The sequence below is a fragment of the Nitrospirillum pindoramense genome (genome assembly GCF_007827955.1).
Taxonomy (GTDB): Bacteria; Pseudomonadota; Alphaproteobacteria; order Azospirillales; family Azospirillaceae; genus Nitrospirillum; species Nitrospirillum amazonense_B.
Genome location: NZ_VITR01000029.1, coordinates 1 through 23,763 on the forward strand (window position 1 = coordinate 1; position 23,763 = coordinate 23,763).

The following is a 23,763-nucleotide window of genomic DNA, read 5'->3' on the forward strand; positions in this document are numbered from 1 at the left end:
GCGGACGGCCTGGGCCTGGCGCTGGGCACCACCCTGGAGAAGTCGGACGGCTTCAAGCTGCGGCTGGAATATACCGGCGAGCTTCGCCGCGACTACCAGAGCCACGGCGGCATGCTGCGCGCCAGCTGGGATTTCTGACCCGGCGCGCAGAGCGTCTGGATTTGGACTGGGCTGCTGCCGGCTTGGATGACACCGGGATAAGCTTTTTCAAGCTACCCCTGTGCTTTGCCCGAAATAGATTGGACTGAGGTAGCCCAGGGTCGAATGTCTGCGCATCGGATTACAGAAGCGTTCGATGTAGTCGAAGACGTCGGCCCTGGCCATCGAGGGTGAGAAATACGGCATCCGGGTCAACTGCCTAGCCCCGACGGCGGCGACGCTGATGATCCACGGCGTCATGTGCCCTGCGATCCGGCGCCCAGGACCCGCCTTTCACGCTGGTAGGCCATTTTTGATGATGTTGGCGCCGATATTGAGGTGATCGGCCAGCGGGCGGTCGTCGCGGTAGCGGCCGACACAGGCGCGCACATGGTCGTGAATGGCGGCGGTGCCGGGGGCGCGGTCCGCCGGATCGACCGCCAGGTCATGCGCCTCGGTCGCCGCCAGCAGTTCAATTCCCAGGATGTATTCGGTGTTGTCGATGACGGACAGGAGTTTGGTGGCCGCCGCCGTGGGATGGGCCAGGTAATCCTCCTGCAGCGCGGAGTTGATGCCGCCATCAAGGCTGGCGGGTGCGCAAAGGCGGCGGTTGTCCGCCACCAGGGCGGACGCGGTGTATTGAGCGATCATGAAGCCGGTTGTGGCGCCGGGATCGCTGGCCAGGAAAGGCGGAAGGCCGCTGACCAGCGGATTGACCAGCCGGTCGGTATGGCGTTCGGAGATGGCGCCGAGGTGCGCGATGGCGATAGCCAGTGAATCCAGGGCGATGGCCAGCGCGGGCGCCACGGCGTGCGCCTCGGACTCGACGACCGGCGCCGCCGGCGTGCCCGAGACGATGGGGTTGTCCGTGACCGATTGCAGTTCCCGGTCGATGACGGCGCAGGCGCCGTCGAAGGCGTCCCGGGCGGCGCCATGCACATGCGGCACGGCCCGCAGGCTGAGCGCGTCCTGCAACCGGGTCCCCACGGCGCGTTCCAGGCGCCGGCTGCCTGCCAGGTAATTCCGCAGGGCGGCGCCCGTGCGGTGCAGGCCGTTCGACATCCGTATCTGCAGCACCTGGGCCTCATACGCCGACATCTGGGCGCCCAGCGCCTCCAGCGTCAGCGCCGCCACGGCGTCCGCCGTGGCTAGCAGCCGTTCGATCCGCGACAGCGCATAGCCACCCAGGCCCGTGGCGCAGGGCGACCCATTCACCAGGCTCAACCCTTCCTTGGAATCAAGCACCAAGGGGGACATGCCGATGGTGTCCAGCGCCTCCCGCCCCGATAGGCGCCGCCCACCCATGTAGGCCGAGCCGGCACCAATGAGGACCAGGCCGATATGGGCCATGTGTGTCAGATAGCCCACCGACCCGCGTGACGGCACCTCCGGTATGCAGCCCCGGGCCAACAGTGTCAGCAGGCCCTGCACCAAGTCGGGCCGCACACCGGAGCGGCCGTGCGCGAAATTGTTGATCTGGGCGGCGATGATGCCCCGCACGGCGGCCGTCTCCAGCGGTTGCCCCATGCCGCAGGCATGGCTCATGACCAGGTTGCGCGACAGGTCGCGCTGCTTGGCGCGGTCCACCACCGTGCTCACCAGCGCGCCGACGCCGGTGTTCACGCCATAGGCCCGGATGCCCTGCGCCACGATGGCCTCGACCACGGCATGGGCATTGCCGATGCGGGCCCAGGCATCCGGGGAAAGCACTAGGTCGCTGCCCCGGGCGACGGCGCTGAGGTCGCGCCAGGTCAGGGGACCATTCAGCAGGACGGATGGCGTCATTGTTTGCTCCTTGGGTCCATAAGTCGCAAGATTCATGCGGCCGGCGGCGCGATATGGCAATTATGTATAGACTAAATCGAAGCGGGAATGTATAGACAATATGTATGAACGGCCGGCCGGCAACGGAACCCGGCCCAGCGGGGACAAACGGGCCATACCAAAACGAAGCAGGAGTTGGCATCCCATGTCGGACCTTGCATATCCCTCCCATCCCGGTCCGCAGGCGAGGGCCGCATGACCGGCGCCGCGCCGTCCCTGGTTTCCATTGATACGGCCCTGGACCATGCGGCCACGCTGGTCGACCGCGCCCCGGCCCTGGCCATCGCGCAGGTGTTGGAAGTGCTGGGTGCGGCACCCGATCACCCGCGCGCGCGGCTGATCCAGGGGCGCGCCCTCAGGCTGGCGGGGGACGTCCAGGCAGCGGCGGAGATCCTCCGCCGGCTGGCGGTGGCGGAGCCGAAATCGGCCGTCACGGCCTTGGAACTGGGCCTGACATTGCGCGACCTGGGCCAGCTTACCGACGCCCTGGCTGAAATGCGCCGCGCCGGCGCGCTCAGCCCCGACCTGGCCGCCGCCTGGCGGGCGCTGGCCGACACGCTGGCCCTCGCCGGCGAGCATGAGGAGGCGGAGCGGGCCCATCTGGCCGGCGTGAAGGCCTCCACCCGCGACCCGGTCCTGGCCCAGGCCGCCGCGGCCATGATTGAGGGCCGGTTGAACGTGGCGGAACGGGCGCTGCGCGACCGGTTGCGGGCCCAGCCCACGGACGTGGCGGCCATCCGCATGATGGCCGAGCTGGCGGTGCGCCTGGGCCGCTACGACGATGCCATCACCCTGCTGCGGCGCGCGCTGGAACTGGCACCCGCTTTCACCGCGGCCCGCGAACTGCTGGCCCGCACGCTGCAACGGCACAACCGGCCGGCTGAGGCCCTGGCCGAGGTGGAGCATCTGCTGGCGGACGAGCCGGACAATCCGTCGGTGTTGATGCTCAGGGCCTCGCTGCTGGTTCGCATTGGCGACCAGGATGGCGCCGCCGCCGTGTACGCCCATGTACTGGCCCGCCACCCGCAGCAGGCCAAGGGCTGGATGAGCTACGGCCATGTCCTGAAGGCGATCGGCCGAGTGGACGATGCCATCAACGCCTATCGCACCGCCCTCGGGCAGCAACCCACGCTGGGCGAGGCGTGGTGGAGCCTGGCCAACCTGAAGACCTTCCGCTTTTCCGCCGACGACAGGGCGGCCATGGAACGCGGCCTGCGGGCCACCGCGGACGACGAGAACCGGCTGCACCTGCATTTCGCGCTGGGCAAGGCGCTTGAGGATGCGGGAAGTGATGACGCGGCCACCTTCCGGGCCTATGCCGAGGGTAATCGCCTGCGCCGGGCCCAGTTGAGCTATGACGCGGATGAGACCCACGACCAGTGCGCCCGCATCGCCGCCATGGTCGACCGGGGATGCCTGGCCCAGGACCGTGGTGGCTGCCAGGCGCCCGATCCCATCTTCATCGTCGGCCTGCCCCGGTCTGGCTCCACCCTGGTGGAGCAGATCCTGGCCAGCCACAGCATGGTCGAGGGTACCAGCGAACTGCCCGACATGATGGCGATCGCCGCGCGGCTAGCGTCCCCCGGCAAAGGGGCGGGCGCCGGACGGTATCCGGAATGCCTGGACGATCTTCCCGCCGACGCCTTGGCGGCGTTGGGGGCGGAATACATCACGCGGACGCGGGTGCACCGGCACGAGGCGAAGCCGTTCTTCATCGACAAGATGCCCAACAACTGGATGCACGTCGCGCTCATCCGCGCCATCCTGCCCAAGGCGCGGATCGTCGATGTCCGCCGGCATCCCCTGGGGGTCGGCTGGTCCGCCTACAAGCAGCATTTCGCGCGCGGCCAGGCCTTCACCTACGACCTGACGGAGCTGGGCCGCTATTACGCGGACTATGCCATGCTCATGGCCCATGTGGACCGGGCGGCCCCCGGCTGCGTGCACCGGGTCATCTATGAACGTCTGGTGGCCGACACCGAAAACGAGGTCCATGCGCTGCTGGATCATTTGGGCCTGCCGTTCGAGGACGGCTGCCTCGCCTTCTGGGACAACAGGCGCACGGTGCGCACTCCCAGCTCTGAACAGGTACGCCAGCCCATCTTCACCGAGGGGCTGGACCATTGGCGGCGTTTCGAGCCCTGGCTGACGCCGCTGAAAGCGGCGCTGGGAACCGTGCTGCGCACCTATCCGGAAGTTGAGTTTTAGTTGTATAAATCAACATAAAGTAAAACAACAAAACACCAAAGGGCGGAAGACCCACAAGAACAGGGACAGAAGCGGAACTTCATGGGAAAGGGCGATCATAATGAGAGTTAAGACCACGCGGGCCAGCAGGCTGGTCCTGCTGTTGGCCTCGACGGCGCTGGCGCCACTGTCGGGTATGCAATCGGCCCTGGCCGCCGATGTCCCTCCCGCCGCGCCGGCGGGCCCGGACTCGACAGGGAACGACACCCTGGCGGAAATCCTGGTGACGGCGCAGAAGCGCAGCGAGAACCTGCAGAACGTGCCCATCAGCCTGCAGGCCCTGGGCGCGGCGACGTTGGAGCAACACCAGGTCCAGTCCTTCGACGACTACGCCAAGCAGTTGCCCAGCGTGTCTTTCCAGTCTTTCGGGCCGGGCCAAAGCCAGCTGTTCTTCCGCGGCATCTCCTCCGGCGGTGACGGCCTACCGTTTGGGGCGCTGCCCACCAGCGGCTTTTACTTGGACGAAATTCCGGTCACCACCATCGGCTCCCTGCTGGACGTCCATATCTACGACGTCGCCCGGGTCGAGGCGCTGTCCGGGCCGCAAGGCACGCTCTACGGCGCCAGCTCCCTGTCCGGCACCTTGCGCATCATCACCAACAAGCCGGACACGTCCAAGTTCTCCGCCGGCTATGATGTCCAGGGAACCCGCTTCGACAAGGGCAGCCTGGGCGGCACCATCGAGGGTTTCGTCAACATCCCCCTCAGCGACCGGGCGGCGGTGCGCATCGTCGGCTATGACGAGCATGACGGCGGCTACATCGACAACACCTACCACCAGCGCACCTACCAGAGCCCCCACACCCTGGACGACGGCACGGTGGTCAACAGCCCCATCACCGTGGACAATTCCAAGTTCGTCAAAAAGAACTTCAACGATGTCGACACCTATGGCGGCCGCGTGGCCCTGGGCATCGACCTGGACGACGACTGGACCGTCACGCCGCAGGTCATCGCCCAGCACCAGCGGTCCAACGGCTCTTTCCTCTACGATCCCAAGGCCGGTGACCTGCAGGTCCACGACTACGCGCCAGAGCGCAACATCGACAAGTGGTACCAGGCGGCCCTGACCATCGAGGGCAAGGTCTGGGATTGGGATGTCCTCTATTCCGGCGGCTATATGCAGCGGTCGATAGACACGCATGCCGACTACAGCTATTACACCGTCGCGTACGACGCCTATCCGAACTACGGATATTTTACGAATTCCATGGGTAAGCAGATCGATCCGACCCAATATTACTATGGGCACCAGGATCTGACCAAGCAAAGCCATGAGCTGCGCTTCAGCTCGCCCGCCGCCAACCGTTGGCGGGTTACGGCCGGCCTGTTCTATCAAGAGCAGACCAACCAGTTCCAGGCGAACTATTACGCGCCGGGTTACGGGTCGTCCCAACAGGGGTCGCCCGTATATGAAGACGACATCTTCCTGACCAACGTGCACATCGTCGATCGCGACTACGCGGTGTTCAGCCAGGCTTCCTATGACATCCTGCCCAGTGTCACCCTGACCGGCGGCGTGCGCGGGTTCATCGCCGACAACACGCTGACCGGCTTCTCGGGCTTTGCTAGCGACGCGGCGAAGGCCGGCTGCGTGACGCCCTTCCCGTCGCTCAACAGCTGTTCCTACCTGAAGAAAAGCTTCAACGATTCCGGCGAGACCCACAAACTGAACGTGACGTGGCAGATCGATCCGGATCGCATGGTCTATGCCACGTATTCCACCGGTTACCGCCCCGGCGGCAACAACCGGCGGGCGGCGGTCGAGCCCTATGGCTCGGATACCCTGGACAATTACGAGCTGGGGTGGAAGACGACCTGGTTCGATCAGAAGCTGCGCTTCAACGGCGCCGTCTATTACGAGGAATGGAACAACCTGCAATACGCCCTGGTGGCGCTCAACTCCGGCAGCGTGACCAACATCTACAACGCCGGCGACGCCCGGGTGTACGGCGTCGAGACGGACATCACCTGGGCCGTCACCCGCAGCCTGACCCTGTCGGCATCGGGAGCCTTCAACGACGCCCGACTGACGACCGACTTCTGCGCCATCGGCGCCAACAGCAACCCGGACTGCGCCTCCGGCATCATCGCGGCGCCGAAGGGCACGCGGTTGCCGGTGCAGCCCCGCATCAAATTCAACACGACGGCCCGCTATGAATTCCTGCTGGGTGAGGTGGACAGCTTCGTCCAGGGTTCCCTGAACCATCAGACCAGCACGCGCAGCTTCCTGGGGACCACGGCGGACGATCTCGTCGGCGACAGCCCCGGGTTCACCACCGTTGACGTCTCGATGGGCGGCAAGATCGGCAACACCACCGCCGAGTTCTATATCCAGAACCTGTTCGACGAACGTGGGGGGCTGACCCGGAACACCTTCTCCGCCCCGGAAATCTCCGGCCAGTACGCGCGCATCTATCCCACGAAGCCGCGACTGTTCGGTGTCAAGTTCGGTCAGAAGTTCTGATGTCCCGTCCGGCCTGCGGTCCTTTGGGGCCGCGGGCCGTCACGGACGGCTGCTGCCGAACCGCGCGACCAGGTGATAGGCCGTGCCCAGGAAATACTGGCGCACGGCCGTGATCCGTTCCGAACTGCGCCAGGTCTGCCGTTCCACCAACAGGCAGGCCGTGCCGACCGGTGTTTTCAAAAGACCCGCGATCTCCGCATCGGCGGGAACGGCGGAAATGCGGGTTTCCGCCTCCGTCCATGGCACGTGCCGCAGCAGCCAGGTTCCCGGCGGCTCCTTCTCAAGGTCGGCGTCCGCGATGGCCGGCACCGCGGCCAAGCTGACCAGGCGGCGTTCCACCGCCAGGGGCGCGCCATCGGCGGAATGCAGGCCGTCCAACTGCAACAGCCGGCGCCCGCCGGCCAGCAACTCCTCCTCGGCGTTTCCGCGGGCGGCCGCCCGCAGCTTCCGTACCAGCGGCTGATAGCCGTAGACATGGCCGCGTTTGGCCACCTCAACCGGCAGGTCCGGGACGTCCAGGATCATGGAATGGGCGTGTGGGCGCCCCACGAAGGAACCAGCCCCCTTGCGCCGTTCGATCAGACCCGCTGCGGCCAGGGCGGACAGCGCCTTGTTGACCGTCATGCGCGAGCACTTATAGGTCTGCATCAGCTCATGCTCGACGGGGAGCCGGTCTTCCGGCGCCAGCTTTCCGGACAGGATGGCCGATTCTATGTCCGTTCGGATGCGCTCATGCAGGGAAAGCGTCACTGGGTCAATCTTTCAAGGACTTGGCGGTAACGGGTGACAATGGCGTCCCGCCGCTGGTGCCGGCCAGTATTAACCACCTGCTTGCCCCGGCGCCAGACCCCGTCAATGGCCGCCCGGCCGGCGGCGAAGATCAGGGCGTCCAGTAGCGCCGGGCCCCGGCGGCCACGCAGTGAGGGGTGCTGGGTGTCAAGGCCGACCAGGTCCGCCGCATGGCCGACGGCGATGGCGGACGGCGCGCCCAGGGCGGCGGCGCCACCCGCCAGCGCGCCCTCCACCAGATCCTGGCCCGTCGATCGTCCTGGCGCTTTCGCGATCACATTGCGGCTGCGGCCCGCCAGGCGCTGACCGTATTCCAACAGGCGCAGTTCCTCGGTCGCGTCGATCAGGACGTTCGAGTCCGACCCGACGCCGAACCGGCCGCCGGCGGACAGATAGGCGGCGGCCGGGAAGATGCCGTCGCCCAGGTTGGCTTCCGTGATGGGGCAGAGGCCAACCACCGCGCCGCGCGCCGCTATGTCCGCGACCTCCGCCGGCGTCACATGGGTGGCGTGCACCAGGCACCATCGGGTATCCACCGGCGCGTTGGCCAGCAGCCATTCCACCGGCCGGGCCCCGCCCCAGGCCACGCAGTCCTCGACCTCCTTCACCTGCTCGGCGATGTGGATATGCACGGGGGCGGTGCCGGCCAAGCCGGCCACCTGGGTCAATTCCTCAGGCGTCACCGCGCGCAGGCTGTGCGGCGCCACGCCGACGACCGCGTCGGGCAGGGCGCGCGCCTTGATCCGCGCCGCGTCCAGCAGGCGGGCGAAGCCGTCCAGGTCGTTCAGGAAGCGGCGCTGTCCATGCCCCGGTGCCGCCCCGCCAAAACCAGAATGCGCGTAGAACACGGGCAGGTGGGTCAGTGCGATGCCGGTCTCATCCGCCGCCGCGACGATGGCGGCGCTCATCTCCGCCGGGTCGGCGAACCGCCCGCCATCCCGATCATGATGAAGGTAATGGAATTCCCCGACGCGGGTGAACCCGGTCTCCAGCATTTCCATATAGGCCAAGGCCGCGATGGCGTGCAGGTCGTCGGGCGAAAGGCGATCGACGAAGCGGTACATGACGTCGCGCCAGGTCCAGAAGCTGTCGCCCGCCGGCCCGCGCACCTCCGCCAAACCGGCCATGCCGCGCTGAAAGGCGTGGCTGTGCAGGTTGGGCAGGCCCGGTATGGCCACCGGCCGCCGCTCATCGCCGGCCTGGTGGGGCGCGTCCCGTTCCAGGGTGGCGATGACGCCATCCCGGACCGTCAGCCGCACATTGTCCGCCCAGCCCTCGGGAAGCAGGGCTTGCTCGAAATGGAAAGCCCCGTTCGAACCGCCGTCAGTGCCCATGGTGCATTCTCCTGTTGCGCCATATGTCTATACATTCTAAGGTGCGAACGCAACCATAGAGGCGGACTTGGAGCCGCCGGGAGAACGGGCATGCGTTGCGACAAGCTGTGGACAAACGCCCATTTGGCGACCCTGGTCGGGACGCAGTCTGGGCTGGGCATCGTTCGCGACGGTGCCGTGGCCGTGCGCGATGGCATGATCGCCTATGCCGGCGCCCTCGCCGACGCGCCCGATTTCGACGCCGGCGTGGTGGTGGATTGCGCCGGCCGGTGGATCACCCCCGGCTTGGTCGATTGTCACACACACCTGGTCCATGGCGGAAGCCGGGCGCATGAGTTCGAACTGCGGCTGGCCGGCGCCTCTTATGAGGAGATCGCCCGGGCCGGCGGCGGCATCCTTTCCACCATGCGCGCCACGCGCGAGGCTGACGTGGCGGTGCTGACGGCCAGTGCACTGCCCCGGCTGGACGCCCTGATGGCGGAAGGGGCGACGACGGTCGAGGTCAAGTCAGGATACGGGCTGAACCTGGAGGCGGAGCTGAGCATGCTGCGCGCCGCGCGGCGGCTGGGGCAGGCGCGGCCGATCCGGATCACAACCACCTTCCTGGGCGCCCACGCGCTGCCGCCTGAATTCAGCGGTGACGCCGACCGCTATGTCGACTTCCTGTGCGACACCGTGCTGCCGGCGGCGGCGGGGGAGGGGCTGGCCGACGCCGTCGACGCGTTCTGCGAAGGCATCGGCTTCACGCCGGATCAGACGGCGCGGATGTTCGCCGCCGCCGCCGCCCATGGCCTGCCGGTCAAACTGCATGCCGACCAGTTGTCCAACCTGTCCGGCGCCGCGTTGGCGGCCCGGCATGGCGCCCTGTCGGCCGACCATCTGGAACATACGGACGCCGATGGCGTCGCGGCCATGGCGGCGGCCGGTACCGTGGCGACGTTGCTGCCCGGCGCCTTCTATTTCGTGCGGGAAACCAAGTTGCCGCCCGTGGACGCCTTCCGGGCGGCCGGCGTGCCCATGGCCCTGGCCACCGACTGCAACCCCGGTACTTCGCCCCTGACCTCGCTGCTGCTGGTCATGAACATGGGCGCCACCCTGTTCCGCATGACGGTCGATGAATGCATCGCCGGCGTCACCCGCAACGCCGCCCGTGCCTTGGGGCTGCAGCATGAGATCGGCACGCTGGAGGCGGGCAAGTCCTGCGACCTGGCGATCTGGGATATCGAGCGGCCGGCGGACCTGGTCTATCGCATGGGCTTCAATCCCCTGCACGCGCGCGTCTGGCGGGGCAACTGAGATGACGGGCTGGTGAGATGATGGACTGGCTGGAAATCCACCGCGGCGACGCGCCCCTGGTCGTGACCTTCCCCCATACCGGCACCGACATACCGGATGGGCTGCTGGGCCGTTTCGCGTCACCTTGGCTGGCGCGCAAGGACGCCGATTGGTGGATCGACCGGCTTTACGCCTTCGCGTCGGACCTGGGGGCCACCGCCATCCGGACGCGGCTGTCGCGTAGCGTCATCGACGTCAACCGCGATCCCTCCGGCGCGTCGCTGTATCCTGGGCAGGCGACGACCGACCTCTGCCCCGTGACCACCTTCGACGGTGAGCCGCTTTACGCCGGGGCCCCGCCCGACGCCGCCGACATCGCCGCGCGGCGGGCGGCCTATTTCGATCCCTACCATGCCGCCATCCGGGCTGAGCTGGCGCGGCTGCGGCGAAACCATGACGCCGTCGTCCTCTATGACGCCCATTCCATCCGCAGCGTCATCCCGCGCCTGTTCGACGGCCCGCTGCCGCAGTTCAACATCGGCACCAACGGCGGCGTCACCTGCGATGGGGCGCTGGCGACCGCCATCCACGACCGCTGCGCCGCCAGCGGCCACAGCCACGTGCTGAACGGCCGGTTCAAGGGCGGTTGGACGACGCGTCACTATGGCCGCCCCGCCGAGGGCATCCACGCCATTCAGATGGAATTGGCCATCCGGGGCTATCTCGCCGAACCCGACAAGCCTGGCCCCGGCAACTGGCCGCCTGCCTTCGACCCCGCTTACGCGAGGCCCCTCGTCACGGTCCTGATCGCGATCCTGAACGACTGCCTCGCCTTCACCACCAGCCTGGGAAGGACCCTATGAGCCGCATCGACAACACCCGCGTCATCCGCCCCGCCACCGGCACGGAACGCACCGCCAAAAGCTGGCTGACCGAGGCGGCGCTACGCATGCTGATGAACAACCTGCACCCCGACGTGGCGGAGCGCCCGGAGGAGCTGGTGGTCTACGGCGGCATCGGCCGCGCCGCCCGCGACTGGCAGAGCTACGACCGGATCGTGGAGGCGTTGACGCGTCTGGAGGCCGACCAGACCCTGCTGGTCCAGTCCGGCAAGCCGGTGGGCGTCTTCCGCACCCACCCCGATGCCCCGCGCGTTCTGATCGCCAACAGCAACCTGGTCCCGAAATGGGCCAATTGGGAGCATTTTCATGAGCTGGACCGCAAGGGCCTGGCCATGTACGGCCAGATGACGGCCGGTTCCTGGATCTACATCGGGTCCCAGGGCATCGTGCAGGGCACCTATGAGACTTTCGTCGAGATGGGCCGCCAGCATTACGGCGGCGACCTGTCGGGCCGCTGGCTGCTGACCGCCGGCCTAGGTGGCATGGGCGGGGCGCAGCCGCTGGCCGCCGTCATGGCCGGTGCCTCGTGTTTGGCCATCGAATGCCAGCGCAGCCGCATCGAGATGCGCCTGAGGACCGGCTATCTGGACCATGCCGCCGAAACCATTGATGAGGCGATGGCCATCATCGAACGCAGCTGTGCCGAGAAGAAGGCGGTGTCGGTCGGCCTGCTGGGCAATGCCGCCGAACTGCTGCCCGAGATGGTCCGGCGCGGCATCCGGCCGGATTTGCTGACCGACCAGACCTCGGCCCACGACCCCGTCAACGGCTACCTGCCCGCGGGCTGGACGGTGGCCGAGTGGGTCGAGCGGCGGGAACGCGAGCCGCAGGCCGTCGCCGCCGCCGCGCGCGCCAGCATGGCGGTGCACGTCCAGGCCATGCTGGACTTCCAGGCGGCGGGGGTGCCCACCGTCGACTATGGCAACAACATCCGCCAGGTGGCGAAGGACGAGGGGGTCGCCAACGCCTTCGACTTCCCCGGCTTCGTGCCCGCCTACATCCGCCCGCTGTTCTGCCGTGGCATCGGCCCCTTCCGCTGGGCGGCCCTGTCCGGCGATCCCGAGGACATCTACAAGACCGACGCCAAGGTGAAGGAACTGCTGCCGGACAACCGGCACCTGCACAATTGGCTGGACATGGCGCGGGAGAGGATTCGCTTCCAGGGCCTGCCGGCCCGCATCTGCTGGGTTGGTTTGGGGGACCGCCACCGCTTGGGCCTGGCCTTCAATGAGATGGTGGCCAAGGGGGAGCTGAAGGCTCCCGTGGTGATCGGCCGCGACCATCTGGACAGCGGCAGCGTCGCCAGCCCCAACCGCGAGACGGAAGCCATGCGGGACGGCAGCGACGCCGTGTCCGACTGGCCGCTGCTGAACGCCTTGCTGAACACCGCGTCGGGTGCCACCTGGGTGTCGCTGCACCATGGCGGCGGCGTGGGCATGGGCTATTCCCAGCACAGCGGCATGGTCATCGTCGCCGACGGCACCCCCGAAGCCGCCAAGCGGCTGGAGCGCGTCCTGTGGAACGACCCGGCCACCGGCGTGATGCGCCATGCCGACGCCGGCTATGACATCGCCCAGGATTGCGCCCGCGCCATGGGCCTTGACCTGCCCGGTATCCTGGGATGAGGGGTGTCCGGCTGCTTCCCTCGGCCTCACGGCCCGCCCAGGCCTGGAAGAACGGGGGCGGCGTCACGCGCGAGGTCGCCCGCCAGGACGATGGCGCGGGTGACATCCTCTGGCGCGTCAGCATCGCGGACGTGCGGGAGGCGGGGCCCTTCTCCCACTTCCCGGGCATCGACCGCGTGCTGGCGGTGCTGGAAGGGCGCCTGCTGCTGGACTTCGGCGCCGGCAGGGCCCCCGTCCTGGTGACGCCGGAAACGGCAGCCCACGCCTTTCCCGGCGATGTGCCGGTATCGGGAACGCCGGATGGCGGGCCTGTCACCGACCTGAACCTGATGGTGCGCCGGGGGGCCGTGCGGGGCGCCCAACTCCGTGTATCCCCGGGCCTGTCATCGCTGTCGCCCAACCCCACGGCGGCCCGCTTGCTGGTGGCGGCCGGCGAGGCGCAGGTGACCTGCGGCGGCGAGACTTACACCCTCGGCCGGCTGGACGCCCTGTTGTTCGCCCCGGGCACGACGGCGCCCGTCCTGGTCCAGGCCGCCGCTGCCTGCTGGCTGGTCGATATCGTTCCCCCGGCCGATGCGGATGAACCATGAGAAGGCTTTGGCGCGCGGGTATTGGTTTCGGGCTGGCGGCGCTTTCCCTATCCGCCGCTTGGGAAGGGGCCGCAGGGTCGGAGCCGCCGCCGCCCCGGACCGTCGTCATCGGCACGGAGGGGGCCTTCCCGCCGTGGAACATCACCCGGCCGGACGGCACCCTGATCGGTTTCGAACCCGATCTGCTCCAGATCCTTTGCCAGCGGGCGAGTCTGCGGTGCCAACTGGTGGCCCAGGATTGGGACGGCATGATCGGTGCCTTGCAGGCCCATAAGATCGACGTCATCGCCGACGCGTTGCAGATCACGCCGGCACGCAAGGCCGTGCTGGCCTTCTCCCTGCCGTACGCCATCACCACCGGGGTTTTCGTCACCCAGAAGGACAGTCCCTTGGCCCGCATGGCCAACCGGGGCCTGGTGCTGGACCTGGACGCCAGTCCCACGCCCGAGCGCCAGACCCGGGCGCTGGCGGCCCTGCGCGAGGAGTTGCGCGGCAAGACACTGGGCGTCGCCATTTCCAGCACCTACGACGGCTTCCTGGACAAATACCTGGCCGGCGTCATCACCGTTAAATCCTATCGCACCATGGGCGAACGGGACCTGGACCTGTTGAGCGGCCGCATCGACCTGACGCTGGATGACACCACCTACCTGCGGCCGCTGCTGGCCGCACCCGACGCTCAGGATCTGGTCCTGGTCGGGCCGGAACTGATCGGCGGTGAGCTGGGTGCCGGCGAGGGCTTTGGCCTGCGCAAGGACGACACCGCCTTGGCGGAGCGCCTGAACGCCGCCATCCGTTCCGCCGTGGAGGATGGCACGGTGCGGCGCCTCAGCCTGAAATGGTTCAAGGCGGACGCCACCCCGACCCTGGATGCCCGTCCGGGCGCCGCCGCCGGGAGCCCCCAGCCATGATGGACGACCTCGCGCTCCTCGGTTTCGGGCCGGACGGCTGGGCGCCCCTGCTGCTGAAGGGCTGTGTGCTCACCCTGGCGGTGTCCGCCACCTCCATGGCCATCGGCACGGTGCTGGGCGTCCTGCTGGCCTGGGCGCGGCTGAAGGGGCCGCGCTGGCTGCGGCGGACGGCGCTGGTTTATGGCGTGGTCTTGCGCGGGGTGCCGGAGTTGCTGGTCATCCTGCTGCTGTACTTCGGCCTGCCGTCGCTGATCCTGTCGCTGTCGGAGACCTTCGGCTGGGACGCCCCGGGACTGCCGCCGCCCTTCCTGGTCGGCAGCCTGTCCGTCGGCCTGGTGTCCGCGGCTTACCAGGCCGAGATTTTCCGGGGCGGTGTCGGCGCCATTCCCCGGGGTCAGTTCGAGGCGGCGCGGGCCATGGGCTTCGGTGATCTCCTGTGCTTCCACCGCATCGTCCTGCCACAGGTGGCGCGCGTCGTTCTGCCCGCGCTGGGCAACGTCTGGCAGTTCAACCTGAAGGACAGCGCCCTCATCGCCGTCACGGGGCTGAGCGAACTGATGCGCACCAGCCTGGTGGCCGCCGGGTCGACCCGGCATCCCTTCCTGTTCTTCGGCTTGGCCATGGCGCTTTACCTGGTGCTCACCACCCTTTCCAGCACGGCCTTCCACTATGGTGGCCGCTATTCCAACCGGTGGGACAGGGGCTGAGCGCGATGGAGGAGCATCTGACGTTCATCGGGTCGGTCACCGCGCAGCTGGTGCGCGCCGTGCCCGTGACCCTGCTGATCCTGGCGGTTTCCGGCGTCTGCGCCACGGCGCTGGCCACGGGCCTCACGGCGATGTCGGTGGCGCGGTCGCCGCTGGCGCGCCTGATCCAGCGCACCTGGACCTTCTTGTTCCGGGGGACGCCGCTGATCCTGCAGATCTTCATGATCTACTATGGGTTCGCCATGATCCCCTGGATACGCCACGGCATGCTCTGGACGGCGTTCCGGGACCCTGTGTTCTGCACCTGCCTGGCCATGACCTGCTGTTGCTCGGCCTATATCGCCGAAATCTTCCGTGGGGCCTTGGCCGCCGTGCCGCGTGGGGAGATCGAGGCCGGCCGCGCCTGCGGCATGACCGGGTTCATGCTGCTGCGGCGGGTGATCGCGCCGTCGCTCATCCGCATCGCGCTGCCCAGCTATTCCAACGAAATCATCATGATGACCAAGTCGACCTCCCTGGCCAGCACCATCACGGTTCTGGACATCACCGGCGTGGCGCAGCAGGTCATCGCCCACAGTTATCGCACGCTGGAGGTGTTCTGCGCCGCCGCGGCGCTGTACCTGCTGATCAACGCCGGTCTGTCGGCCCTGCTGGCGGCCCTGGAACGCCGGCTGGATGTCGACCGCGCCGTGCCATCCATCTCCGTTCCGCCCGTCGTGGAGCCGCTGTCATGACCCCGCCATCCCCCACCGTGCTGACCGCCACCAACATCCGCAAATCCTTCGGCGACAGGGAAGTGCTGGCCGGCATTTCGCTGGAAGCGCGGGAAGGGGAGGTCATCTCCATCCTGGGCGGCAGCGGTTCGGGCAAAAGCACCTTCCTGCGCTGCCTCAACCTGCTGGAGGTTCCCGACGAGGGCCAGATCGCCATTGGCGACGTGCAGGCGCCCCTGGCGCGCAACCGCCACGGTCGCCTGGAGGTTTCCGACGGCCGTGCCGCCGCCCGCCTGCGGACACAGACGGCCATGGTCTTCCAAGGCTTCAATCTCTGGCCTCATCTGACGGTGTTGCAGAACGTCATGGAGGCGCCCTTGCGCGTCCATCGCCGTGACCGTGATGAAGTCCTCGCCACCGCGCGGACGCTGCTGGAACGCGTGGGCATGGCCGGCTTCCACGCCGCCTATCCCAAGCGGCTCTCCGGCGGGCAGCAGCAGCGGGTGGCCATTGCCCGGGCCCTGGCGACCAATCCCAAGCTGGTCCTGTTCGATGAGCCGACCTCCGCCCTTGACCCGGAGCGGGTACGCGAAGTGCTGGCCCTGATGCGGTCCCTGGCGGAGGAGGGACGCACCATGATCGTCGTGACCCACGAAATGGCGTTCGCGCGCGATGTGTCCAGCCGGGTGGTGCATTTGATGAACGGGCGGGTCGAATCCAGCGGCCCGCCCGCCCAGATGTTTGGGCCCGACGCGTCCCCGGCGTTCCGCGCCTTTTTATCCCCCGCAGCTCTTTGACAAGGCGCCGCGTTCCCCTTCAGGCCCCTATGCCGTGGCTTATTGTGTCTGAAGAACCGCCAGGCGGCCATTCGCCGTGTGTCACCATCCCACAACGACAGGATGGAGGTGATCAGGTCGTCCCGTTGCCCAGGTTGCCTTGGTCTCAACGGATAAGCATGTGGATCGGCGCGATCAAATGACCCCGTCGGCCCCAATAGAATCAATTGGTTGCTGTGCCGATCGGCGTCCAAGCTTCGTGCTGGTTTACACTATAGCTTCATTTTCGGCAGCGAACGGTCCCGACACAGATGATGCCGCCCTAGCTGGCAAGGCATGGCATGTCTGCTCGCGTTGAACCATACGTTGGAGCCAAATCAACCCCGGTTCGTTTGCCTGATCCGGAGGACGCTTGGTCAAGCAGCAAGCTACGGCTTTCGAGTAACTTCACGACATCCTGTTTGAACACGCATGTGCAGGCGCATGGCCGGATGGGCAGGCCATTGATGCCTGCCCTCGTAGCTATTTCTTGACAAATTTTCCACCCCGCGGACCCCGGCGTGATGCCGGGAAATGTCGGAATATAAGTGCGTGAGCGTTGCCCTCACTTATTCCCAGCTCTTCGGCGATGCGCTTGTAGCTGTAGCCGCCGCGGAGCATTTCCTGAATTTCTGACAATCTTTCCTTCATGGAATCTGGATTATACTTTCTCATATTCGGATAGAATTGGCCTATTACATTTCTTATATAGTATTCTGATATACCGGCCTCCTTGCTTATTTCTTTGTATTTTTTTCCAGAAGCGTACATTTCACCTATAAGTTTTATTTTCTCTTCATCTATATTGTTTGTTCCGCCATAGCCTCGTATATTGCGATAAACGTATTGTCGTACTGTTCCAATTTTTTTGCCGAGAATATTCGCTATTGATGGAATGGTCTCACCAGACCTTAGAAGCATTTCGATGTCAATTTTAATCTCTAGCCATTTAGAGTAATGTTTTTTTGATATCTCCGGGAAATACCAATTTATGACGATCGAAATATAGCTGGGACTCATATTGATGGCCCGCGCGATCCGATCCATAGAGTATCCCTCTATATACATTTCCTTAATTATCATGATAGTGTCAGAATTATGGCGAATTTTCCCCTCTGGAATATCGCACGACACCGTGTTGTGGGCCAATTCTGCATTTCCAGATTTTGATGGGTTCACCATAACCTAATTCCTCGGTTATTATTTTGGCAATGGCTGCCATCCTCCGAATTCTCATTGATGTTGAGGAAAATCATCATCCCAACTCGGAATATATTACCAAATGAGCCGGAAGCCGGCGGTGAAGACGTGGTCGGTCTCATGGCGGCGGAGCGTGCCGTCGTAGTTGGCGTAGAGGTTTAGGTTGTCGCCTTCCTGCAGGGTCAGACCGCCGCCGATGCCTAGCGCGTTGGCGCCGGTGTCGGGGCCGGTCACGGCGAAGGCGGTGCCGGCAAGCGCGGCCTGGCTGGTCAGGGCCCGGTCGCGGAAGTCGTGCAGCCAGGCCGCCCGCAGGGCCGGGGTGATGACCGTGCCGCCGTCCGTCTTCCAGCTGGCCGAGGCGCGGCCGCCCACGCTGCTCTGCAAGGCCGTGGCGTCCAGGTCCTGCAGCACCAGGTTCAGGGCGCCGGCGCCCGTCTCGGTGAAGCCGTCGCGGCCCACCTTCAGCCACTGGATGCCGGCCTGCGGCTCCAAGGTCAGGTTGGACACCCGCACTCGGTAGCCGGCCGTGACACCCGCCGACAGTTCGTCACCGGTGGTATGGCCGAAGGCCGTGCGGCTGAGACTGCCAAAGCCCATGGTCCGCGCCGTGTCGTACTGGTCGTAGGTGTAGCCGGCGTTGCCGGTGACGAACAGGCCGTCCCCCAGGTCGACGTTGCCATAGGCCGACAGGCCATAGCTGCTGGTCTCGTTCGACCCGCCCGAGGTGCTCTGCAGCAGAACGCCGGCCAGGCCCAGGGTCACGCCCGGCGCCACTGTGCGGTCGCCGCCGAACAGGCCGCCGCCGGTGTTGCTGTGCCCGCCCTCGGCGTTACCGTCGCTGTCCACCCGGGTGAACGCCCCCAGGCCCTGGGCCCAGAAGTGCCAGCCTTCCTCCGGCGCCGAGCCGGCGGCCGCACCGCGCTCGTCCTCAATCACGGGGGCGTCGCCGCCGCTGGCCATGCTGGTGTAGAGGGTGCGGCCCACCAACTGGGCCTGCATCGTGCCCTGCATGCCCCCCGCCACGCCGTCGCGCACGGCCGCCAGGCGCTGGCCCAGCACCTGGGTGGCGGCCAGGCCCCGGTCCAGGCTGTAGGCGACGATGTTGGCCTGGCTGCTGCCGCCGATCTGCGCCAGGGCATCCAGCGACGCCCCCACCGTGGGCAAGCCGTACAGCGCCTTCAGCACGGCGTTGAGGTCACTACCCACCGTTGGCGTCAGCCCGGCCACCACGCGCCCCATGGTCTGCTGGTTGGCGCTGACCCCCAGGCTGGCCAAGTTGCCGTAGGTGGGGGTGACGTACAGGTCGACGGCGTTGCTGCCGTACAGCGCCGTGAACTGCGTGCCGGCCAGCAGCCCACTGCTGGGTTGGGTAATGCCGGCGAAGGTGCCGGAGACGCCACCCGCCGCTTGGACGATATTGAAGTCCGTGCCCAGGCCCGGGGTGTAGGTGTTGGTGGCCTTCCCCGATATCCCCCGCAGGTTGGGCTGAAGCACGGCACCGGAACCGATGACGTAGCTGCCGCCCGTGACCAGGACGCGGGAGTAGTTGCCGTAGCCGGCCCCGGTGCCCGTGCCATCGATATCGATGGACAGCACCGACTTGGCCGCCTGGGTCAGACCGGTAGTGAAGGTCAGGGTCCCGGGCGAGTTGCCGGGCGCCAGGATGCCGGACACCGAGGCCTGGCCCGTCACCACACCGGACCCGCGCAGGGCGCCGCCGGATCCGATGGCGACATTGCCGCTGATAGTGCCGTTCATAGACACCTTACCCGCGTCCACCGTTACCGACTGGCTGATGGTGCCACCCGCGTCCACCGTCATCACCGGCGTGGCGCTGGCGATCTGCGAGGCCGAGACCGTGGTGCCCGCCACCTGCACCGGCGCGTTGACGTTGCCCGAGATCGACAGGCTACCGCCCGTGACTTGCACTGGCTGGCTACTGACGATGGTGCCGCCGCTGGCCAACGACACAGTACCGCCGCTGACCGCCACCGGCGCCGTGATGGTGCCCGCAACGTTCACGCTGCCGGCGCTGGCCGTGACCGACTGTGTCACCACGCCACCGCTGGCGATCGAGACGGTGGCGCCGGCGCCCGAAACCGAGACCGGTGCCGCGATCGTCCCCCCCACGTTCAGCGAGCCTGCGCTGGCGGTCACGCTCTGTGTCACCAGGCCGCCGCTGCTGATCGAAACCGTGGCGCCGGCGCCTGACACCGAGACGGGTGCCGTGATTGTCCCCCCCACGTTCAGCGAGCCTGCGCTGGCGGTCACGCTCTGTGTCACCAGCCCGCCACTACTGATCGAAACCGTGGCGCCGGCACCCGACACCGAGACCGGTGCCGTGATCGTCCCACCTACGTTCAGCGCGCCGGCGCTGGCGGTCACGCTCTGTGTCACCAGCCCGCCACTACTGATCGAAACCGTGGCGCCGGCACCCGACACCGAGACGGGTGCCGTGATCGTCCCGCCAACGCTCAGCGCGCCGGCGCTGGCGGTCACGCTCTGTGTCACCAGCCCGCCACTGCTGATCGAGACGGTGGCACCGGCACCCGACACCGAGACGGGTGCCGTGATCGTCCCGCCAACGCTCAGCGCACCGGCGCTGGCCGTGACCGACTGCGTCACCAGGCCGCCACTGCTGATCGAGACGGTGGCGCCGGCGCCCGACACCGAGACGGGCGCCGTGATCGTCCCGCCGACGTTCATCGCGCCGGCACTGGCGGTCACGCTCTGTGTCACCAGGCCGCCACTGCTGATCGAGACGGTGGCGCCGGCGTCAGTGACCTGCACTGGTGCCGCTACCACACCGGCAACATTCAAGCTGCCACCGGAGACCTGCAGTGGCTGATCGCTCGCGACAATGCCGCCACCGCTGATGGACAGCGAACCGGAAGATACCTGGATGGAAGTGGAGCTGTTGACGATACCACCGCTGCCCACCGCCACCGTGCCGCCGCTGACCGCGACCGGGGACGTTACCGACCCCGACACGGCCAACGAGCCGCCGCTGACGTTCACCGTCTGGGTGCTGCTGATGGTGGCGCCGCTGCCCAGGGTGATGGAACCGGCGGACACCTGCCCGACGCTGGCGTTGCCGCCGCTGATGTTGACCGTGCCGCCTGCGACGGTGCCCAGCGTAGCGGAACCGCCCCCGATGTTCACCGAACCGCCACTGATGGTGCTCAAAGTCGGCGTGCCGTCTGTTACTGTGACCGTTCCACCAGAGACCTGGCCCACGGTAGACGCCCCGCCGCCGATGGTGGTGGATGAGCCCGAGCCGAGGGTTCCAATCGTCCCGCCGTTCAGGCTGCCCAGCGTGACAATCAGGTCGGTCAGGCCCCCGACGACCGTTGTCATGCTGCTCAGCGCGTGGCCTGGAGCGACCACGGTGTATCCCGAATAGGCGGAAGACGCATCGCCAGCGGCGACGATGGTGTAGCTCTGGCCATCAACCAGGGAATAGCCCGCGCTGGGGTTCAGGATGATGGCGCCGCCGGTCACGGCGGCGGCACCGCTGACTTGCAGACCGCCATGGCTGTAGGCCGAGGCCACGTTGACCAGCAGGGCGCTGTTGCCGCTCTGTGCGTAATTGCCGGTGATGCTGACCAAGCTGTCCAGCCGCAAGGTCGCGCCAGCTGTGTTGGTGACTGTGTGGGTCCCCACATTGATGGCCATATTGATGCCCAGCGCCACATTGCCGCCGGCCAGCACCACGTCACCTCCGGTGTTGGTCAGTGTGGCCGTTCCGTTGGAGCCTGCCGCGAACGTACCGAAGATGGAACCGGCGCCGCCCACGACCGTCAAACCGCGGGCCCCTTGATTCAGGACATTGCCCGCGATCAGCCCACTGTTGGTGATGGTATCCAGGAGACCAGTCCCGGTATTGCGGATGGCGGCGACACCGCCGAAAATTGTGCCGCTGTTGATCAGCGCGCCGATCGTTCCGGCGTTGAGAATGCCCGTCTGACCGCCCCGGATCAGTCCCGTATTGGTCAGCGTGCCAATGATCGCCGCCGCCCCGCCGTTATCCAAACCGATGCCTGCCGTCAGGTCCCGCTCCGTGCCTCCCAAAATGGTGCCATTGTTGACCAGAACGCCGACGGTGCCGGCCGCCGTTCCTGCCGCAATAATGCTGGTCGTGCCCACGTAGGTGCCGTTAACGCTGTCGAACGTTGACGTCATGATCGTCTGCATGACGTTGGCCTCCGCATTGGCCACGCCTGTCAGCGCGCCGGAGATGAGGCCGCTGTTGGTCAGCGTTCCCAGGGTGCCGCCGGCTTTGCTGAGGACCGAGGAATGGAAATAGGTGGGCTGGCTTTGCGACGTGGAGATGGCGGATTGGCCGACGTTGGCGACGCCGGTTCCCGCGACACCGACGATCGTGCCGCTATTGTCCAGAAGCCCCATCACGCCCGCATTGGCGACCCCGGCCAAGGTGCCGTTGATTAGGCCGCTGTTATGCAGAACCGGTACGCCGCTTGTCCGAACGGATGTGGTGGTAGCTTGGACGTTGTTGGCCAGCGTCACGGAAACGACGGTAAGTTGACGCGCAAGAATGCCCGTGCCACCGCCGCTTATCAGGCCGGCATTGTCGATGGTGCTGATGGTGCCACCAATCCCGATTCCATCAATCGTCCCGGTGGCGGCGTTGAATAGTGCGTCCAGCGTCTGACGATTGCTGACATTGACGCCGATATTCCAGGCGGACGAGATCAGGCCGGCATTGGCTAGGGTCCCGACGCTGCCCCCTATCCAGATGCCGGAATTCAAAGCACTAATAGTGCCACCCGCCCGGTTGTCTATGGCTCCAACGACAGCACCCGATCCGTAAATCTCGATGCCACCGCTGATGGCGCCGCTGTTGGCGATGGTTCCGATGCTGCTGCTGGTGTTCACGATGCCTGCGGCACTGGTGCCGTAGGCCCCCACCGTGCCGCTGATATTGCCGATGGTGCCACCCGCCAAATTGATAATGGTGTCAATTCGTGCATGAGACGATTGCACCGCGATGCCAGCGTAGGTCAAACCGGAGATCACACCGCCATTGCTGAGCGTGCCGATGGTGCCGCCGCTTAACTGCAGCCCGGTATTGCCGCCGGCGATGGTGGCGCCGCTGGCGTTGACCAGACTGCCAATCACCGCGGGCACCCCGCTCAGCAGCGAGAAGGTCGTACCATTATAAATGTAGAATGGACCACTTTCGTGGAGATCAATGCCTGCGCCCGAACCGCCGACGATAAGTCCGCTGTTCGCCAGTGTGCCGATGGTGGCTCCACTGAACTGTAGGCCGTTATAACCGCCAGCGATGGTGCCCGTCGCGTGGTTGGTCAGACTGGCCACAGCGCCGGCAGCGGCTACGGTGCCGTAACTATAAGACGCGACGTCAATCCCCTGGCTGTATGTGCCTGTGCCCTCGATCAGGCCCGCGTTGTCCAGCGTGCCGACGGTCTCACCACCCAACAGCAGGCCGTTATAGCCGCCGGCGATGGTGGCGCCGCTGGCGTTGACCAGGCTACCAATTGTCCCAGACGCCACGCCCAGCAGTGTGGAGGTTGTGCCGCTGTAGGTGTAGAACGCATTTCCGTAGATACCAATGCCCGCGCCCGAACCGCCAATGATGAGTCCGCTGTTCGCCAGAGTGCCGATGGTGCCACCGCTTAACTGCAGCCCGGAATTGCCGCCGTCGATGGTACCCGTCGCGCGGTTGGTCAAGCTGGCCACACTACCGGCAGCGGTCACGGTCCCGTAACTATAAGTGGAGATATAGAGACCCTGGCTGTAGGTGCCTGTGCCCTGGATCAGGCCCGCGTTGTCCAGCGTCCCGATAGTACTGCCATCCAGTTGCAGGCCATACCTGCTGCCAGTGATGGTACCCGTCGCCCGGTTGATCAAGTTGGCCACAACACCGGTGGCCACTGTCCCGGCATCACTATAAGTGGAGACGTAAACGCCCTCGCTTAAGGTTCCCGTGCCTTTGATCAGGCCCGCATTGTCCAGCGTCCCAATGGTGGAGTTGCCCACGTCCACACCCGAGATATTTCCAGCGATGGTGCCGCCACTGGCGTTAACCAAACTGGTAATCGTTCCGGATACGAATCCCGCAGGCGTCGAAACGGTACCGTCGTACGTGCGGAACTCGCTGATATTGAGCGCAACGCCACTACCCGAGAAGCCCGAACCACCAGCGATCAGTCCGCTGTTCGCCAGCGTGCCTATGGCGCCGCCG

At 66.3% G+C, this 23,763-nt stretch carries 15 protein-coding genes; 10 read left to right on the forward strand and 5 right to left on the reverse strand.

Going from position 1 to position 23,763, the window contains the following annotated elements; translation table 11 throughout:
* Positions 1 to 432 precede the first annotated feature (432 nt).
* A complete protein-coding gene (locus FBZ90_RS26960; protein WP_145736686.1) occupies positions 433 to 1,923 on the reverse strand; it encodes an HAL/PAL/TAL family ammonia-lyase in 1,491 nt (496 codons plus the stop codon).
* A 234-nt stretch (positions 1,924 to 2,157) separates the two neighbouring features.
* Here FBZ90_RS26960 and FBZ90_RS26965 point away from each other — a divergent pair, with 234 nt between their 5' ends.
* Entirely contained in the window at positions 2,158 to 4,170 is a 2,013-nt protein-coding gene (locus FBZ90_RS26965; RefSeq protein WP_145736688.1) for a tetratricopeptide repeat-containing sulfotransferase family protein, read from the forward strand.
* A 100-nt stretch (positions 4,171 to 4,270) separates the two neighbouring features.
* Positions 4,271 to 6,676 carry a TonB-dependent receptor gene (locus FBZ90_RS26970; protein WP_145736690.1) on the forward strand — a complete coding sequence of 802 codons (2,406 nt, stop codon included), beginning with the start codon at positions 4,271 to 4,273 and terminating at the stop codon, positions 6,674 to 6,676.
* A gap of 39 nt (positions 6,677 to 6,715) precedes the next feature.
* On the opposite strand, the gene hutC is transcribed toward FBZ90_RS26970, so the two are convergent.
* Together hutC and FBZ90_RS26980 are read right to left on the reverse strand one after the other, a co-directional pair.
* Entirely contained in the window at positions 6,716 to 7,426 is a 711-nt protein-coding gene (gene hutC / locus FBZ90_RS26975; protein ID WP_145736692.1) for a histidine utilization repressor, read from the reverse strand.
* Positions 7,423 to 8,799 carry a formimidoylglutamate deiminase gene (locus FBZ90_RS26980; protein WP_145736693.1) on the reverse strand — a complete coding sequence of 459 codons (1,377 nt, stop codon included), beginning with the start codon at positions 8,797 to 8,799 and terminating at the stop codon, positions 7,423 to 7,425. Before FBZ90_RS26980 ends, hutC begins: the two co-directional genes overlap by 4 nt.
* A gap of 90 nt (positions 8,800 to 8,889) precedes the next feature.
* Here FBZ90_RS26980 and hutI point away from each other — a divergent pair, with 90 nt between their 5' ends.
* Genes hutI through FBZ90_RS27020 form a run of 8 tightly spaced genes read left to right on the forward strand, consistent with a single transcriptional unit; the run spans position 8,890 to position 16,319 of the window.
* Entirely contained in the window at positions 8,890 to 10,095 is a 1,206-nt protein-coding gene (gene hutI, locus FBZ90_RS26985; RefSeq protein WP_145736695.1) for an imidazolonepropionase, read from the forward strand.
* 17 nt (positions 10,096 to 10,112) lie between these two features.
* On the forward strand, positions 10,113 to 10,937 hold the full coding sequence (hutG, locus tag FBZ90_RS26990; RefSeq protein WP_145736698.1) for an N-formylglutamate deformylase: 825 nt from the start codon (positions 10,113 to 10,115) through the stop codon (positions 10,935 to 10,937).
* Positions 10,934 to 12,601, forward strand: a complete 1,668-nt coding sequence (gene hutU / locus FBZ90_RS26995; protein WP_145736699.1) for a urocanate hydratase — start codon at positions 10,934 to 10,936, stop codon at positions 12,599 to 12,601. The genes hutG and hutU overlap by 4 nt, the downstream gene beginning before the upstream one ends.
* Positions 12,598 to 13,191 (forward strand): HutD/Ves family protein, encoded by a 594-nt coding sequence (locus FBZ90_RS27000; protein WP_145736701.1) that lies wholly within the window; start codon positions 12,598 to 12,600, stop codon positions 13,189 to 13,191. Before hutU ends, FBZ90_RS27000 begins: the two co-directional genes overlap by 4 nt.
* Positions 13,188 to 14,102, forward strand: coding sequence for a transporter substrate-binding domain-containing protein (locus FBZ90_RS27005; RefSeq protein ID WP_145736704.1), 915 nt, complete (start codon positions 13,188 to 13,190; stop codon positions 14,100 to 14,102). Before FBZ90_RS27000 ends, FBZ90_RS27005 begins: the two co-directional genes overlap by 4 nt.
* Entirely contained in the window at positions 14,099 to 14,809 is a 711-nt protein-coding gene (locus FBZ90_RS27010) for an ABC transporter permease (protein ID WP_145736706.1), read from the forward strand. Before FBZ90_RS27005 ends, FBZ90_RS27010 begins: the two co-directional genes overlap by 4 nt.
* A gap of 5 nt (positions 14,810 to 14,814) precedes the next feature.
* The gene (locus tag FBZ90_RS27015) at positions 14,815 to 15,543 is read left to right on the forward strand and encodes an ABC transporter permease (protein ID WP_145736708.1); all 729 of its coding nucleotides are present in this window, start codon (positions 14,815 to 14,817) and stop codon (positions 15,541 to 15,543) included.
* Positions 15,540 to 16,319, forward strand: coding sequence for an ABC transporter ATP-binding protein (locus FBZ90_RS27020; protein WP_145736710.1), 780 nt, complete (start codon positions 15,540 to 15,542; stop codon positions 16,317 to 16,319). The genes FBZ90_RS27015 and FBZ90_RS27020 overlap by 4 nt, the downstream gene beginning before the upstream one ends.
* A gap of 501 nt (positions 16,320 to 16,820) precedes the next feature.
* On the opposite strand, the gene FBZ90_RS27025 is transcribed toward FBZ90_RS27020, so the two are convergent.
* Both FBZ90_RS27025 and FBZ90_RS27030 read right to left on the reverse strand, forming a co-directional pair.
* Complete coding sequence (locus FBZ90_RS27025) at positions 16,821 to 17,519, reverse strand: RNA polymerase sigma factor sigma-70 region 4 domain-containing protein (RefSeq protein ID WP_145736711.1); 699 nt, start codon at positions 17,517 to 17,519, stop codon at positions 16,821 to 16,823.
* Between the two features lie 93 nt (positions 17,520 to 17,612).
* Entirely contained in the window at positions 17,613 to 23,609 is a 5,997-nt protein-coding gene (locus FBZ90_RS27030) for an autotransporter domain-containing protein (protein WP_145736713.1), read from the reverse strand.
* Between the last annotated feature and the right edge of the window lie 154 nt (positions 23,610 to 23,763).